This window comes from Salinicola lusitanus (assembly GCF_038648475.1).
Lineage (GTDB): Bacteria > Pseudomonadota > Gammaproteobacteria > Pseudomonadales > Halomonadaceae > Salinicola > Salinicola lusitanus.
This window is the reverse complement of sequence record NZ_CP151919.1, coordinates 3,765,650-3,781,112: the sequence shown is the minus strand read 5'-3', so window position 1 is coordinate 3,781,112 and position 15,463 is coordinate 3,765,650. Positions and strand designations below refer to the sequence as shown.

At 63.7% G+C, this 15,463-nt stretch carries 12 protein-coding genes; 8 read left to right on the top strand and 4 right to left on the bottom strand.

Annotated features, from left to right (window positions below; translation table 11 throughout):
• Positions 1 to 6 precede the first annotated feature (6 nt).
• The 6 genes from AAGT95_RS17100 (at position 7) to AAGT95_RS17075 (ending at position 8,136) form a co-directional block, all read left to right on the top strand.
• Complete coding sequence (locus AAGT95_RS17100; protein WP_342594589.1) at positions 7 to 1,197, top strand: glycosyltransferase; 1,191 nt, start codon at positions 7 to 9, stop codon at positions 1,195 to 1,197.
• The gene (locus AAGT95_RS17095; protein WP_342594588.1) at positions 1,194 to 2,318 is read left to right on the top strand and encodes a glycosyltransferase family 4 protein; all 1,125 of its coding nucleotides are present in this window, start codon (positions 1,194 to 1,196) and stop codon (positions 2,316 to 2,318) included. Before AAGT95_RS17100 ends, AAGT95_RS17095 begins: the two co-directional genes overlap by 4 nt.
• Before the next feature lie 94 nt (positions 2,319 to 2,412).
• Positions 2,413 to 3,810 carry an undecaprenyl-phosphate glucose phosphotransferase gene (locus AAGT95_RS17090; protein ID WP_342594587.1) on the top strand — a complete coding sequence of 466 codons (1,398 nt, stop codon included), beginning with the start codon at positions 2,413 to 2,415 and terminating at the stop codon, positions 3,808 to 3,810.
• A gap of 142 nt (positions 3,811 to 3,952) precedes the next feature.
• Positions 3,953 to 5,233, top strand: a complete 1,281-nt coding sequence (locus tag AAGT95_RS17085) for an O-antigen ligase family protein (protein ID WP_342594586.1) — start codon at positions 3,953 to 3,955, stop codon at positions 5,231 to 5,233.
• Positions 5,234 to 5,324: 91 nt separating this feature from the next.
• Entirely contained in the window at positions 5,325 to 6,680 is a 1,356-nt protein-coding gene (locus AAGT95_RS17080) for a UDP-glucose/GDP-mannose dehydrogenase family protein (protein WP_342594585.1), read from the top strand.
• A 49-nt stretch (positions 6,681 to 6,729) separates the two neighbouring features.
• A complete protein-coding gene (locus AAGT95_RS17075) occupies positions 6,730 to 8,136 on the top strand; it encodes a mannose-1-phosphate guanylyltransferase/mannose-6-phosphate isomerase (RefSeq protein ID WP_342594584.1) in 1,407 nt (468 codons plus the stop codon).
• Between the two features lie 27 nt (positions 8,137 to 8,163).
• Here the strand turns inward: AAGT95_RS17075 and AAGT95_RS17070 are convergent, their stop codons facing one another.
• The 3 genes from AAGT95_RS17070 to AAGT95_RS17060 all read right to left on the bottom strand — a co-directional run bounded on the left by AAGT95_RS17070 (position 8,164) and on the right by AAGT95_RS17060 (position 11,790).
• Positions 8,164 to 9,522, bottom strand: coding sequence for a mechanosensitive ion channel family protein (locus AAGT95_RS17070; RefSeq protein ID WP_342594583.1), 1,359 nt, complete (start codon positions 9,520 to 9,522; stop codon positions 8,164 to 8,166).
• Positions 9,523 to 9,692: 170 nt separating this feature from the next.
• Positions 9,693 to 10,679, bottom strand: coding sequence for a Bug family tripartite tricarboxylate transporter substrate binding protein (locus AAGT95_RS17065; protein WP_342594582.1), 987 nt, complete (start codon positions 10,677 to 10,679; stop codon positions 9,693 to 9,695).
• A gap of 163 nt (positions 10,680 to 10,842) precedes the next feature.
• Positions 10,843 to 11,790, bottom strand: coding sequence for a LysR family transcriptional regulator (locus tag AAGT95_RS17060; RefSeq protein WP_110599463.1), 948 nt, complete (start codon positions 11,788 to 11,790; stop codon positions 10,843 to 10,845).
• 186 nt (positions 11,791 to 11,976) lie between these two features.
• Here AAGT95_RS17060 and AAGT95_RS17055 point away from each other — a divergent pair, with 186 nt between their 5' ends.
• Both AAGT95_RS17055 and AAGT95_RS17050 read left to right on the top strand, forming a co-directional pair.
• A complete protein-coding gene (locus AAGT95_RS17055) occupies positions 11,977 to 13,194 on the top strand; it encodes a CaiB/BaiF CoA transferase family protein (RefSeq protein WP_110600421.1) in 1,218 nt (405 codons plus the stop codon).
• A complete protein-coding gene (locus AAGT95_RS17050) occupies positions 13,194 to 14,129 on the top strand; it encodes a hydroxymethylglutaryl-CoA lyase (RefSeq protein WP_110599465.1) in 936 nt (311 codons plus the stop codon). Before AAGT95_RS17055 ends, AAGT95_RS17050 begins: the two co-directional genes overlap by 1 nt.
• 6 nt (positions 14,130 to 14,135) lie before the next feature.
• Here AAGT95_RS17050 and guaD read toward each other — a convergent pair whose 3' ends face one another.
• A complete protein-coding gene (guaD, locus tag AAGT95_RS17045) occupies positions 14,136 to 15,461 on the bottom strand; it encodes a guanine deaminase (protein ID WP_110600422.1) in 1,326 nt (441 codons plus the stop codon).
• Between the last annotated feature and the right edge of the window lie 2 nt (positions 15,462 to 15,463).

Below are 15,463 nucleotides of genomic sequence, written 5' to 3'. Positions count from 1 at the left end.
GTGGTCATGGAGAAGTTCGACATTGTGATGTTGTCGACAGCAGACTGGGACAATCCGTTCTGGACCAACAAGCAGCATGTCGCGCGTGAGCTGGCCAGGCGAGGGCATCGGGTGTTCTACATCAATTCGCTGGGATTGCGCCAACCCAGTTTCAATCGCTCCGACATGAAGCGTATCGCAGCCAGGTTGAAGTCTTTCTTCTCACGGCCCAGGCATGTCGAGGAGAATGTGATCGTCTGGTCGCCGATCGTCATACCGCTGCAGCGATTTTCTCTCGTGCGCCGCATCAATCGGTTCTCTCTGGGACTGATGATTCGTCTGCTGACGCGATGTCATGGATTCCGAAACCCCGTGCTCTGGACATACAATCCGCTGACGCTGCGCCTGCTGGATGTTTCCCGATACCGATTTCTCATCTATCACTGTGTCGACGAGATCAAGGCGCAGCCGGATATGCCGGTTCTCATCCTCGAAGAGTCCGAGAAGAGACTGGTGGAGGAATCCGACGTGGTGTTCGTCACCGCGCCAAAGCTCTTCGAGACCCGGCAGCGGTGGAACGACAAGACGTGGTTCTTCCCCAACGTGGCCGACTATCGTCACTTCTCCCGGGCGAGCGAGCCCTCGACGCCCGTTTCTCCCATCGTGGCGCGCCTCGACAGGCCGGTGATCGGTTTCGTCGGGGCGATCAGTGGGTATAAGGTGGATTTCCCGTTGCTTGAGCATCTGGCGCTCACCCGCCCGGACTACCAGATCGTCCTGGTGGGCAAGATCGGGGAGGGCGATCCCCATACCGACATCCGCCGTCTCGAAGCGCTTCCCAATGTCCACTTTCCGGGGCCGGCGGCCTACGCCGACCTGCCGGGCATCCTCAAGGGATTCGATGTGACGATCCTGCCCAGCCTGCTGAACGAATACACCGCCAATATGTTCCCGATGAAGTTCTTCGAGTACCTGGCTGCAGGAAAGCCGGTCGTCGCGACGAGGCTGGAAGCGTTGGCCGAGTTCCAGGAAATGGTCTTTACGGCGAGAGGGGAGGAGGATTTCGTGCATCAGGTCGATCGTGCCCTCAAGGAGAACAGCGCCGAGCGCATCGAGGCCCGTCAGCAATTGGCCCGCGAATATACCTACGAAGCCAGGACTTCCAGCATGCTGGATCTCGTCAGGCATGAGATGACTGAAAAAGAGGGTTCCCAATGAAAGTTGCGCTGATATCGGACTGGCTCGTCTCGTACGCCGGTTCCGAGAAGGTCGAGGAAGCCATTCTGGGGCTGTTCCCTCAAGCCGATGTCTTTACCTGTGTCTTCAATCGCGAAGCGTTCAAGGGAACCGGGTTCGAAAAGGCCCGGGTGACGGAGTCTTTCATCGCCCGGCTGCCTGGCGCGCTGAAGCATTATCAGAAATACCTGCCTCTGATGCCGCTGGCCGTCGAGCAGTTCGATCTATCTGCCTACGATGTCGTGATATCGAGCTCCCATGCGGTGGCCAAGGGGGTGCTCACCGGGCCGGATCAGCTTCATATCTGCTACTGTCATACCCCCATTCGTTATGCATGGGATTTTCAACACCAGTATCTGAACGAGTCTGGCATGGGCCGTGGCCTGAAAGGGTGGCTCGCGCGCTATCTGCTGCACCGGTTTCGTATCTGGGACGTACGCACCGCGCATGGCGTCGACCATTTCATCGCCAATTCCCGCTATATAGGTCGGCGGATCCGCAAGGTCTATGGCCGCGATGCCGATGTCATCTATCCGAATGTCGCCGTCAATGATTTTTCGCTGGTGCCCGAGAAGGAGACTTTCTATCTGGCTGCGTCACGCCTGGTCCCCTACAAGCGCATCGACCTGGTGGTAGAGGCTTTTTCCCGGATGCCGGATCGCCAGCTCGTGGTGATCGGGGAGGGCGACCAGGAGGACAAGATTCGGCGAATGCTGACGCCCAATATCACTTTTCTCGGTCATCAGCCCTTTTCGGAGCTCCGTGGCTACCTGCAACGCGCCAAGGCTTTCGTGTTCGCCGCCGAAGAGGATTTCGGCATCATGCCGATCGAGGCGCAGGCCTGTGGCACGCCGGTGATTGCCTATGCGCGCGGTGGCGCGCTGGAAACCGTTCAGCATGGCAAGACGGGCTTCCACTTCGATCGCCAGACGCCGGAATCAATCCGTGAAGCGGTCGAAAATTTCGAGACAAAAGGGGTATCATTCGGCGCCTCCGAAATCCGGCAGCATGCCGAGAGTTTTTCGCGTGAACGCTTCGATCGGGAAATGGAGGCGTTCGTGCTGGAGCGTTGGGACGCCTTGAAGGTGAAACGGGGGTTCTAGGCTCGGCGGCCGAGTTCTGGCTGTCGGTCACTAGTGACGGCGACTGACGGATGAGCGCTGTTCTCATCGGAAGCGTGAGGATGGAGAGAGGATAATGTCGCCTGCAGAGGAGAGGTCGCGGCCCCGGGGTCACGACTGGTTGATGGCGCTGCTGTCTCGCGGGGCGGATTTCTGTGCCGTGCTGCTGGCCGGGTGGATCGCCTATGCCTGGCGTTTCGATAGCGTGGTCGTCCATTACGAGCGTTACCAATGGGCGCTCCTGGTGGGTGGTCTGATCCAACTTTGGCTGTTCCCGCTGTTCGGGCTCTACCGTTCCTGGCGGGGGCGTCGCTGGCTGGCCATGGTCGCCAAGCTCCTTGGGGGCTATCTGGCCTGGGGCGTGGCACTTGCCATGGTGATGTTCGCGTTCCAACTGTTCGACTACTCGCGTATCTGGCTGCTGGGGTGGATGCTGCTGGCCTTCGCGCTTTCCACGGGCGCCCGCGGGCTCGCCTATCCGTTGATCACCCGGCTGCGCAAGCATGGCCGCAACCAGCGCAAGGTGTTGTTGATCGGCGACGCTTCGTCGTGTCGCAACGCTTTCTACGCCCTGCGCCGGGACCCCGGGCAGGGGTTCGATGTCGCTCGGGTTCTGGTCCTGGATTACGGCCTCCGCCGGCGACTCGGGAAATACCAGGGCGTTGTCGATAACTACGAGTTCGGACGACGCATCACGGTCGAGGAGGACGAAGTCTGGGTATGTCTGCCGCTGTCACGCGGGAATGATGCGCATCGCATCATCGACGCGCTGGATACGGTCACTGCCAATATCCGGCTGATGCCGAACCTGTCGGATCTGCGTCTGATCAATCACAGCACATCGGTCATCGCCGGGCAGCATCTCATCGACGTGTGCTGTTCGCCGATGACGGGCTGGCGGCGAATGAAGAAGCGCATACTGGACGTAGTGTTGTCCAGTCTGATCCTGGTAACGATTGCGCCCCTGCTCCTGATCCTGGCCTTGGGCGTGAGAGCCAGTTCCCGGGGTCCGATCTTCTATCGGCAGGAGCGTGTCAGTTGGAACGGGCGACCGTTCTGGATGCTGAAGTTCCGCTCCATGCATGTCGATACCGAGCAAGCCGGTGTGAATTGGGGCGGGGCGAGAAACAAGTCGACGACCCGCTTCGGCGCCTTCCTGCGGCGGACCAGTCTCGATGAGCTGCCGCAGTTCATCAACGTGCTTCGTGGAGACATGTCCATCGTCGGCCCGCGGCCGGAGCGCACGATCTTCGTCGAGCGCTTCAAGCACGAGATACCGGGCTACATGCAGAAGCACATGGTCAAGGCCGGCATTACCGGATGGGCCCAGATCAACGGCTGGCGCGGCGATACGGATCTCAACAAGCGAATCGAGTGCGATCTCTGGTATATCGAGAACTGGTCGCTGTGGCTCGATCTTAAAATCATTCTGCTGACGTTCTTTCGGGGATTCACGAATCCCCACGCCTATTGAGGCCGAGTTAGCCGCACGATACCCGTGAAGGGTCGTTTCGAGATGGGTGAGTTTGTGACGCCGCCACTGCGGCGTTTTCTTTTTCGAGTGAGAAGTGTGAGGGAAAGGGATGGGTTGGTACTGCCCTAGGGGGCTCTGGTGGTTGGGCTTTTCATTGGTGCTGGTCTATGCCGCCCTGGGAATCGCTGCGCATTCGCTGAAGGATGTCATCGAACCTTACATGGCGTTCCTGGGTCTGGCTTCGTTGCTGGTGTTCGGAGGATGGCGGCGAAAAAGCGGGGCACTGGTCCTGCTGGTGGCGATCTGCCTGGTCCAGCTCGTCAGCTGGTGGCTCGCCATCGCCGATCATCCGCAATGGGCCAGACCCAACCCCGATACGGAAAGAATGGCAAAGCTGTTCATCTTCATCGCCATCGCCTGGTGGTTGAAAGGAAGCCTACGTCATCTCTTCTGGGTATGGGGGCTAGCGTTGGTAGCCTTTCTGCTGACGACGGTTGTTTATCCCGAGGGACGTGAATCATGGGTCCTCGGCTTGCAGGGGGAGCGTGTCGGGTTCGGTATCCAGAACAATCAGCATGCCTCGATGCTGTTCGGTGTCGCGCTACTCGGGCTCTGTGTCTTTGCCCGACGGTTCTGCTGGTCCGGCGGGTTTCATAGGGGCCGCGCCTGCGTCTGGTTCGGCATGATGCTGATGGTGCTGGTGGGAATTCTGTTCGGCCAGACTCGGGCCGTCTGGTTGGCGCTGCTCCTCTCCTTGGTCGTGGTCTTGTTCGTGCTCGGGATTTACGCCAAGAAACGCTATCGGGTCCGGCTGCTGAATCGGCTGACCGTGGGCATCGGCGCAGGGCTGATTCTGGCGGGTACAGTCGTCACGATGCTATTCGGCCATGTGCTGACCGACCGAGCGTTGGCGGAAGACCAGATCATCGCGCAGTTACTGTCGGGGCGACTGGATACGTTGCCCTACAGCAGCATCGGCATTCGCATCCACTCCTGGGTCGCGGCCACCCAGTGGATCGCCGAACGGCCCTGGATCGGCTGGGGCAGCAACGGGCGCGAGCTGGTGATCGAGCACACGCCCTGGTTGCCGGAGTACGTGAAAAGCCACTTTGGGCATCTGCACAATTTCCTGTTGGAGACGCTGGTCAATTACGGCTTCCTGGGGCTGGCCTGCATGATCGGATTGATAGCCTGGGTCGGAACCGTCACCTGGCGAGCCTGGTCGCGGGGCGACATGCCCAACGACGTGGCGCTGTTCGCGGTGGCATTCTTCTGCTATTGGCTGATCGTCAATCAGTTCGAGTCCTACCTCTCGTTCTGGACTGGCATCTATGTCCACAATCTGATCGTGGGAGGGCTGGTCACGCTTTACTGGCGTTCACCCGCCGACCCGCGCCGCGCCGTCGAAAACCGATTACCATAGGCCACAATCGTATAGTGGCGAGTGCGACGCGTAGGCAGGAAAACGGTGTGTCGGCTCGCGCTTTTTTCATCCGATGGTTGAAGGGACAGCAATGCGAATCACGATTTTCGGTACCGGATATGTCGGCTTGGTCACCGGAGCCTGTCTGGCCGATGCGGGCCATGACGTCATGTGCATGGATATCGATGAACAGAAGGTCGCCCGGCTCAAGCAGGGCGAGATTCCGATCTACGAACCCGGGCTGGAAACGCTGGTCACCGAGAACGTCGGTCAGCAGCGACTGCTGTTCACCACCGACGCCGCGGAAGCGGTGGCGTTCGGCACGCTGCAGTTCATCGCCGTGGGCACGCCGCCGGACGAGGATGGCAGTGCCGACCTGCAGTACGTGCTGGCGGTGGCCAAGGCCATCGGCCAGCACATGGACGAGTACAAGGTCGTGGTCGACAAGTCCACGGTGCCGGTCGGTACTGCGGATCGGGTTCACGAGGCGATCAGTGGGACCCTGGGCGAGCGCGGCGTCGCGCTCGACTTCGATGTCTGCTCGAATCCGGAGTTTCTGAAGGAAGGGGCTGCCATCGAGGATTTCACTCACGGCGCACGTATTGTCGTGGGCACCGACTCGGAGCAAGTCAAAACACTGATGCGCGAGTGCTACGCGCCCTATAACCGGCGCGTCGAGAAACTGATGTTCATGGATGTGCGCAGCGCGGAGCTGACCAAGTACGCCGCCAATGCGATGCTGGCGACCAAGATCAGTTTCATGAACGAGATCGCGAACCTCGCCGAGCGGTTGGGCGCGGATATCGAGCAGGTCCGCCGAGGGATCGGCAGCGATCCGCGAATCGGCTATCACTTCATCTACCCCGGTTGCGGTTATGGCGGCTCCTGCTTTCCGAAGGACGTGCAGGCGCTGGCGCGGACCGCCAGCCAGATCGGCTACGATCCGCAGTTGCTCAATGCCGTCGAGGCGGTCAACGACCGCCAGAAGTCGACCCTGTTCGACAAGCTCGGCCAGGCGTTCGATGGCCAATTGGACGGCAAGACGGTGGCGGTCTGGGGGCTGGCGTTCAAGCCCAATACCGATGACATGCGCGCAGCCCCGAGTCGCCACCTGATGGAAGCGCTCTGGGCCGCTGGCGCCAAGGTTCGGGCCTACGACCCGGAAGCCATGGAGGAGTGTCGACGCATTTACGGCGAGCGCGCCGATCTGACGCTGGTCGGGGGGCGCGACGAAGCGCTGCAGGAAGCGGATGCGCTGGTGATCTGTACCGAATGGAAATCCTTCCGGACGGTGGATTTTGGTCATCTTCAGCGCACGCTGCGGACCCCGGTCATCGTGGATGGCCGCAACCTGTTCGAGCCCGAGCAGGTGCGGGCCGCCGGCCTGCTCTATTTTGCGGTGGGTCGCGGTGATTCGCTGCGTATCAGCGGCCGTCCGGCGCACTGAGCGTCTGACCATGCCCAACCCGACAAGCGAGCGCGAAGGAGAGGCCGGAATGCTCATACCCGTGGTGTTGGCTGGCGGTGCTGGCACGCGTCTGTGGCCGATGTCCCGCGCGAGTCACCCCAAACAGTTTCTGCCCATTACCGGGCGTCGCAGCATGCTGGTAGAGACACTGGCGCGGTTCGATTCGCTGTCGACGGCGGCGCCGATCGTCGTCTGCCAGGATGCGCATCGTTTTCTGGTGGCCGAGCAGTTGCGCGAGGCGGGTGTGACCGGCGATATCCTGCTCGAGCCGGCGCTGCGCAACACCGCACCGGCGATTGCCCTAGCGGCGTTACAGGCCATTGGCCGGGATGACAATGCGCTGATGCTGGTATTGCCGGCCGATCACGCGGTGGCCGACCCGCAGGCGCTGACCGCGGCGATCGCGCCGGCGCGGGCGGCAGCGGAGCAGGGCAGGCTGGTGACGTTCGGCGTGTCCCCGACGCGGGCGGAAACCGGTTACGGCTATATCGAGGCCGCTGACACCCCGAGCACCGATAGCGCGGTGCCGATTCGGCGCTTCGTCGAGAAACCGGATGCAGAGACCGCGCACTCCTACCTCGCTAGCGGCCGCTATCTCTGGAACAGCGGCATGTTCCTGATGCGGGCGGATCGCTACCTGCAAGCCCTCGAGCGCCAGCGGCCGGCCATGCTCGCGGCCGTGAAGTCGGCCTGGGACGCGCGCCAGGTCGATCTCGATTTCCTCAGGGTGGGCGTGGACGCCTTCAGCGCCTGCGAGGCCGAGTCGATCGATTATGCCGTGATGGAGAACGCCCCGGATGCCAGCGTGGTGGCACTGGATGCCGGTTGGTCGGATGTCGGCTCCTGGCAGTCGCTGTGGGAAATCTCCGCCAAGGACGAGGATGACAACGCGCTGCGGGGGGATGTGATCGTCGACGGCGTGAGCGGGAGCCTGATCCACAGCGAAAGCCGACTGGTGGCGGCGATCGGCGTCAGGGACCTGATGATCGTCGAGACGCCGGATGCGGTGATGGTGGCGCATCGCGACGCCTCGCAGGCGGTCAAGCGCGTTGCCGAGACGCTCAAGCGCCAGAATCGTACCGAGTGGGATCAGCATCGCCGGGTCCACCGTCCCTGGGGCAGCTACGACGGCGTGCATGCCGCCGAGCGGTATCAGGTCAAGCAGATCAGCGTGCGGCCGGGTGGCCGGTTGTCGCTCCAGAAGCATTTCCATCGCGCCGAGCACTGGATCGTGGTGCGCGGTACGGCGCGGGTGACGCGGGGCGAGGAGACCTTCCTGCTGGAGGAGAACCAGTCGACCTACATCCCGCTGGGGGTGGTCCATCGTCTCGAGAACCCCGGCAAGATCGCGCTGGAGCTGATCGAAGTCCAGAGCGGCAGCTACCTCGGCGAGGACGACATCGAGCGCTTCGACGACGTCTACCGCCGGGAGTGATCACTGAGCCGGCCCGATCCTGCTGCCCTAGTCGTCGGTCTCCGCGGCTCTCGTCGTCGCCGGGTCCGGCGGCGTACTGCCGCCGTCGCGCTGGGGCACGTCCAGACGCAGGGTCGGCAGATACTCGGGGTAGTTTGCGCAGATGAAGTCGATCAGTCCTTCCCGGATCTCGCAGCGTAGATCGAAGGTATTGGGGCCGCCGCTGCTGCTGATCAGCACACGCAGCTGCTTGTTGCGCTCGGTCATCTCCAGCATCTGCACCTTGCAGACGCGCCCGGTCCAGAATGGCGAGGCCTCGGCAATTCGCTGACACTCGGCCCGCAGCGGCTCCATCGGCAGGTGGTAGTCGACGTAGAGAATGACGACGCCGATCAGATCCTTGTCGCGGCGGGTCCAGTTCTCGAAGGGGTGGTCGACGAAATAGGTGATCGGCAACACGACCCGGCGCCAGTCCCAGGTCCTCACCACCGCGTAGGTGAGCGTCAACTCTTCTACCCAGCCCCACTCGCCCTCGACGATGACCGAGTCGTTCAGCTGGATCGGCTGGGTGAGGGCGATCTGGATGCCGGCGATCAGGTTGCCCAGTACCTTCTGCGCCGAGAAACCCAGCACCACACCCAGGATCCCGGCGGAGGCGAGGATACTGGCGCCAAGCTGGCGGACTTTCTCGAACACCATCAGCATCGAGGCGAGCGCCAGAATGACGATGATGAAATTGATCAGTTTTCGCAGCACGGTGATCTGCGTGTGCACCTTGCGCGCGACCGCATCCTCGTCATCGAACTTGTAGCGCTCGCTCAATGCCCGCTCGCTGATGTTGATCCCGTGAATCAGCACCCCGGCGATGCTGCCGATCAGTATCAGGCTGGTCAGGTCGTGCAGCGCCGCGTCGAGGCGGGCCGAGGTGATGAAAACCGGGAACAGCGAAAACAGCACGAAGATCGGGATCAGCGCGGCCAGGCAGCGCGCCATGAACGGAACCAGGAAACGTTCCAGTATCGAGGTCCGCGAATCCCCCCAGCGATCCATGGTGGCGACCAGCCGCCGGCATAGCCGAATCAACAGCCAGACGCCAAGCAAGGCGGCACAGAAGTGCGCCACCGTCATGATCAGCGCGTGGCCCTCGACGGCGTTCGGAACCAGGAAGTGGGCCGCGCCGAAGAGTCCGTAGACCCAGAGTACGCCCACCAGCGGCGGATGGACGGCCTTGGCGGTAGTACCGAGCAGGGAGTGGCGGCTATCGCCGAGTCTTCGCAGCCGGAAGTGCACGTACTTGAGCAGGGCATGGGCGGCGATGGTGACGACGACGATGATCGCCGCCGTGAGCCAGAATGGCAGCGCATCGAGCCACGCCGCCATCGTCGTATCGATGACTGATGCCTTCATGGAGGAGCCTGTTGTTGCTGTTGTCGACTTCCTCCAGCTTAGGCGCTCTGGCTACAACTTTCGTCGGGTGGGACAATTTTCTCCGGCAGGGCCGTCGTTGGCTCGGCGATACGGCGAGCGGCGAGCGGCGCTCGCGGGGCGGTGCCCGCCAGCGCCGAATGTCCGGCCGGTTACCGAGAGAGCCCGATCTGGCGCGAGATATCGTCGATCTGGGCGATCTGGTCGTTGACGAACGTCGTGAAGGCTTCGCTATGCATCTCGAACGGCATCAGGCCGTTCTGCGTCATGACGCTTTTCCACTCATCGCTGCTGTAGAGCGTGTCGATGGTGTCGACCCACCAGGCGTAGGCGTCGTCGGAAACCTCTGCCGGCATGTAGAAACCACGCCAGTTGGGGGCGATGGTATCGATTCCCTGCTCACGCGCCGTTGGCCACTCCTGCAGCTTGCCGGGCAGGCGCTCCTCGGAGAGGATCGCCAGGGGGCGCAGGTCACCGGACTCGATGAAACTGATCACTTCCGAGATGTCGCCGGTGAAGGCATCGACGTGGCCTCCCAGGGTCTGGGTCACCGCCTCGCCCCCGCCGTTGTAACCGAGGTAGGGTATGCGCGCCAGATCGTCGACGCCCGCGGCATCGGCCGCCATCAGCAGCTTGAGGTGATCCCATCCGCCGGTCGCGGTGCCGCCGGTGAAGGTCAGCGCCCTGGGATTCTCCTTCAGCGCTTGCATGACGTCGGAGAGCGATTGGTAGGGCGAATCGGCGGCAACGGCGATGACCCCATAGTCCGCGCCCAGCGTCCCGATCCAGTTGACCATGCCGGCGTCCATCCCGGGAAACTGGCCGCGAGCCAGGCCGGTCGTGGTCACGGTGCTGGCGGCGACGATCAGGTTCTCCTGGCCGGCCCGTTTCTGGACCACGTGGGAGAAACCGACACCGCCACTGGCGCCTGGCATGTTGATGGTCTGGACGTTGCCATCGACCAGGTCGAGATCGCTGAGCACTCGCCCCACGGAGCGGCAGGTGAAGTCCCAGCCGCCACCGGGATTGGCGGGAGCGATGCAGTCCACCTTTCCGCTCTGCTCGAAAGCCTGGGAGGCACTGGCGACGCTCCAGAGCAGACCGCCCACGATGAGCGTCTTGAGTTGAGGCTTGATCATTGGCGCGTTCCTCTTCGTCTTGTTATCGATTGGCATGGGAGACCTGTCTGCTGTGCCTTGTCATCGGGAGGGGACGACAGCAGACGGTAGAGGACTGTAGCGAGGGGCGCCGACGGGAAAAATTGGTTTCTGGGCAAGCAAGGCTTCGTGCTTTTCGAAGGGTTTACACCTTCGTCGCAGCGACCGCGCCGGCTCGGGTCTCGCTGGCCTCGAGCTCTCGGGTCCCCGCGCCGACCAGATGGTCGACCATCTGGCGGGCGATCAGCGGCAGTGCGTCCAGGTCGCGGACGCCGATGACCAGCTCGCGCTCCGCCCACTCGTCGATCAGCGGGACCGTCGCCAGGGATAGGCTCTCCCGATAGGCGGCGACGGCCCGGGCGGGCAGGATGCCGATTCCCATGCCCCGGTCGATCATGCGGCAGATGCCCTCGAAGCTGCGCACCTGGATGCGCATCCGCAGTGGCCGGGACAGTCGCTGGGAATCCTGGTGCAGCAGGGCGTGGAGCGACGAGTCCTGCTCCAGCCCGATGAAGTCGTGATCCAGGGTCTCGGCGAACGCCAGCCGCTGCCGGTTCGCCAGTGGATGGTCCCGGGCGGTGACCAGCACCAGTCGGTCCCGGCGGTAGGGCTGGATCGAGAGGCCGTCGGCGGGGATGTGCGCGGAGAAGATGCCGATGTCGGTGAGGCCGTCGCGGACGGCCGTGATGATCTCGTGACTCAGGCGTTCCTGCATGTCGATGCGAATCTGCGGATAGCGCCAGGTGAAGTCGCTCAGGTCGTCGGGCAGGAACTCGATCACCGCGGAGGTGTTGGCGTGCAGCCGCACATGCCCGCGGATTCCCACGCTGTACTCGCTGAGATCGGCGTTGAGGTGGTCGAGGCTGTCCAGCATGTGGCGGGCATGGTGGAGCAGCGCATGGCCGGCGGGGGTCAGCTCGACGCCGCGCGGGCGCCGATAGAGCAGGGTGGTCGAGAGCTGGGTCTCGAGATCGCTGATGCGCTTGCTCACCGCCGCCAGGGCCAGGTGCTCCCGTTCGGCGGCGCGGGTCAGGCTTCGCAGGTCGGCGATGGCGACGAACAGCTTGAGTGTGATGAAGTCGAGCCGCTTCATGGTGAGGGTGTCCGTTTGGCGACGAAGTTGCGGCCACTCTAGCGTTCGCGATGGACGAAGCCTAGCTTGACGATCGCCTAATTGTGGCAGCCCGAGGGCTGGGTCACTCTGCCGCTATCGAGAAACGATCATGGCGGCAGCGGTTCGAGCGAGGCGGTGCCGATGTACGTGACGGAGGAGAGCGATATGGCGGCCAGCGACGACGCGCAGGCGCTAGCGGGACTCAAGGTGGTGGAGCTGGGTCAACTGATCGCGGGGCCCTTCGCCAGCAAGCTGCTCGGCGAATTCGGCGCGGACGTGATCAAGATCGAACCGCCGGGCACGGGTGATCCGTTGCGCAAGTGGCGCGTGCTGAAGGACGACACCTCGCTGTGGTGGCACGTGCAGACCCGCAACAAGCGATCGCTGGCGCTGGATCTGCGCTCGGCAGAGGGGCAGGAGATCGTGCGTCGGCTGGTCGACGAGGCGGACATCGTGATCGAGAACTTTCGCCCCGGCACGCTGGAGAAGTGGGGGCTGGGCTGGGAAACGCTGAGCGAACGCAACCCCGGCCTGATCATGGTGCGTATCTCCGGCTATGGGCAGACCGGCCCCTATCGCGATCGTCCAGGGTTCGGCGTCATCGGCGAGGCGATGGGCGGGCTGCGCTATCTCTCGGGGCATCCCGACCAGCCCTCGGTGCGGGTCGGCATCAGCATCGGCGATTCGCTGTCGGCGCTCTACGGCATCATCGGTGCCCTGCTGGCCTTGCAGGAGCGCCATCGCAGTGGCCGGGGGCAGTACATCGATGTGGCGCTCTACGAGTCGGTCTTCGCGATGATGGAGAGCCTGATTCCCGAGTACGACGGTGCCGAGGTGATCCGCGAACCCAGCGGCAGCGCCCTGCCGGGGATCACGCCCTCCAATGCCTACCCCTGCGCGTCGGGCGATGGCGATAGCGACGAGTACGTGCTGATCGCCGGTAACGGCGACAGCATCTTCAAGCGCCTAATGACGGCGATCGGTCGCCAGGACCTTGCCGATGACCCGCGCTTCGCCCACAACGATGGCCGCAGTCGACACGCCGAGCTGATCGATGGGGCCATCGCCGACTGGACCCGACGCCACCGTCGCGACTACGTGCTCGACGTGCTGGAGAGCGCTCACGTACCGGTGGGTTATCCGTACACCGCCAGGGATATCGTCAGCGATCCGCACTATCTGGCCCGGGAGATGATCGAGACCATTCGGCTGGGCGATGGCGAGTCGCTCAAGGTACCTGGCGTGTTACCCAAGCTGAGCCGGACGCCTGGCCGTATCCAGGGCGGCGGCCCGGCACTTGGCCAGCACACTCGGGACGTGCTCGACGAGCTCGGCATCGACCGCGAGACCCAGGCGAAGATGCGCGAACGAGGAGTGATCTGATGACGACGCCGACACAGTCCATCACCGTCAACGACGTGGCACCGCGTGACGGTCTCCAGATCGAATCGCGGTTCGTCCCCACGGAGGAAAAGATTCGGTTGATCGACGCGCTCTCCCGTACCGGGCTGGCGAAGATCGAGGCGACCTCGTTCACCTCGCCCAAGGCGATTCCCAATCTGCGCGATGCCGAGGAGGTGATGCGCGGTATCGAGCGGGTGCCGGGGGTCGACTACGTGGTCCTGGTTCCCAACGAGAAGGGGGCCGAGCGCGCGCTCGCCTGCGGGGTCGACGAAATCAATCTGGTGCTGTCCGCCAGCGACAGCCACGGCCGAGCCAACCTTCGCATGACCGCGGAACAGTCGCTGGAGCGCTTTGCCAAGATTCTGGAGATCACCAAGGGAAGCGACGTCTTCGTCAACGCCTCGATCTCGACGGCATTCGGCTGCCCGTTCGAGGGCGAGGTGCCGTTCAAGCGGGTGCTGTCGATCACCGAGAAGCTGCTGGCGCTGGGCGTCCAGGGGATCACCCTCTGCGACACCACCGGGATGGCCAATCCGCGCCAGGTCGCCGATCTGAGCCGCGAGACGTTGAGCCGTTGGCCGTGGCTGCCGGTGACGCTCCACGTCCACAACACCCGCGGGATGGGGCTGGCCAACGCCCTGGTCGCGTGGCAGAGCGGGATCACGCGCTTCGATGCCGCGCTGGGCGGCCTGGGCGGCTGTCCCTACGCGCCGGGGGCCACCGGCAATGTCTGCACCGAGGACCTGGTCCACATGTTCGAGCAGATGGGCGTGGAGACCGGCGTCGACCTCGACCGCCTGATCGCCGCCGCCGAATTGCTGCCGGCGATGATCGGCCACGACGTGCCGGGTCAGGTGGTCAAGGCCGGCACCTCGGATCGCCGCTACCCGCTGCCGGAGACGGCCAACGGCTGAGCGTCGTCAGGCCGCTGCCGCGTCGCGCTGGTGGGCCAGGCGGCCATTGGCCCAGGTCGCCGCTACCGTGCGGTCGTCGCCCAGCATCATCAGTGCGAACAGGCGTTCGGACAGGGTCGTGGTCTGGGATAGCCGGCGCGCCATCAGCGGGGTGGACTCGGGGTCGAGAACGGCGATATCCGCCTCGAACCCCGGCTGCAGGCTGCCGATCTTGTCATCGAGGTGCAGCGCCCGGGCGTTGCCCAGCGTGAGCCGGTAGAACCCCTGCCAACCGGTCAGCGGCTGGCCCAGCAGCGCCCCTACCTGATACGCCCCCTGCAGCGTGCCGAGGCCGGACAGCGAGGTGCCGCCGCCGACATCGCTGGCCAGCGAGGTAGCCAGCCCGGCGTCGCGGCAGGCCAGGCGGTCCATCAGCCCACTGCCGAGGAACAGGTTCGAGGTCGGGCAGAAGGCGATGTTGGCGCCACCCTGCGCCAGCCGTCGGCGCTGCTCCGCGTCGAGATGAATGCCATGGGCGAAGGTGCTGCGCGGGCCGACGAGTCCATGACGCTCGTAGACATCGAGATAGTCACGACTTTCCGGGAACAGCTCGGCGACCCAGGCGATCTCGCCGCGATTCTCCGACAGGTGGGTCTGCAGGTAGAGATCGGGGGCATTGCGCAGCACGCCACCCACGGCGTCGAGCTGCTCGCGGGTCGAGGTCGGGGCGAAGCGTGGAGTCAGGGTGTAGTCGAGACGGTCGCGCCCATGCCAGTCGGCGATCAGCCGCTCGCTGTCGCGAACGCCGCCGAGGGTGTCGTCGGTCAAGGCGTCCGGCGCATGGCGATCCATCAGCACCTTGCCGGCGATCATGCGCAGCTGGCGACGCTGGGCCGCCGCGAAGAAGCTGTCCACCGAGACCGGATGCGAGGAGCAGAACACCTGCGCGGTGGTGGTGCCGACCCGCAGCATCTCGTCGAGGAACCGTTCGGCCCCCGCCTGGGCGTGCCCGGCGTCGGCGAACCGGCATTCGGCGGGAAAGGTGTAGTCGTTGAGCCAATCGAGCAGCTCGCGGCCATAGGACGCCATGATGTCGAGCTGAACGTAGTGAACGTGGCTGTCGATGAAGCCGGGCATCATCAGCTTGTCGCGGTAGTCGACGATCTCGATCCCGGCCGGTAGCCGATCGGCGAGACCCTCGAAAGGTTCGACGGCGTGAATGTGGCCGTCGACGATCCAGATCGCGCCGTCCTCGAGATAGCGGGTGGTGCCGGTCAAGGGCACGGCATCCTCGCCGGGATCGTCGAGGCAGGTGAACAGCGGGCCGCGAAGCAGACGTTGATGATTTGTCATGG

Coding starts and splice junctions, on each gene's coding strand:
- AAGT95_RS17050 (WP_110599465.1), top strand. CDS start 13,194: ATGACGACGCCGACACAGTCCATCACCGTCAACGACGTGGCACCGCGT.
- AAGT95_RS17090 (WP_342594587.1), top strand. CDS start 2,413: ATGTCGCCTGCAGAGGAGAGGTCGCGGCCCCGGGGTCACGACTGGTTG.
- guaD (WP_110600422.1), bottom strand. CDS start 15,461: ATGACAAATCATCAACGTCTGCTTCGCGGCCCGCTGTTCACCTGCCTC.
- AAGT95_RS17095 (WP_342594588.1), top strand. CDS start 1,194: ATGAAAGTTGCGCTGATATCGGACTGGCTCGTCTCGTACGCCGGTTCC.
- AAGT95_RS17080 (WP_342594585.1), top strand. CDS start 5,325: ATGCGAATCACGATTTTCGGTACCGGATATGTCGGCTTGGTCACCGGA.
- AAGT95_RS17070 (WP_342594583.1), bottom strand. CDS start 9,522: ATGAAGGCATCAGTCATCGATACGACGATGGCGGCGTGGCTCGATGCG.
- AAGT95_RS17065 (WP_342594582.1), bottom strand. CDS start 10,679: ATGATCAAGCCTCAACTCAAGACGCTCATCGTGGGCGGTCTGCTCTGG.
- AAGT95_RS17060 (WP_110599463.1), bottom strand. CDS start 11,790: ATGAAGCGGCTCGACTTCATCACACTCAAGCTGTTCGTCGCCATCGCC.
- AAGT95_RS17055 (WP_110600421.1), top strand. CDS start 11,977: ATGGCGGCCAGCGACGACGCGCAGGCGCTAGCGGGACTCAAGGTGGTG.
- AAGT95_RS17075 (WP_342594584.1), top strand. CDS start 6,730: ATGCTCATACCCGTGGTGTTGGCTGGCGGTGCTGGCACGCGTCTGTGG.
- AAGT95_RS17100 (WP_342594589.1), top strand. CDS start 7: ATGGAGAAGTTCGACATTGTGATGTTGTCGACAGCAGACTGGGACAAT.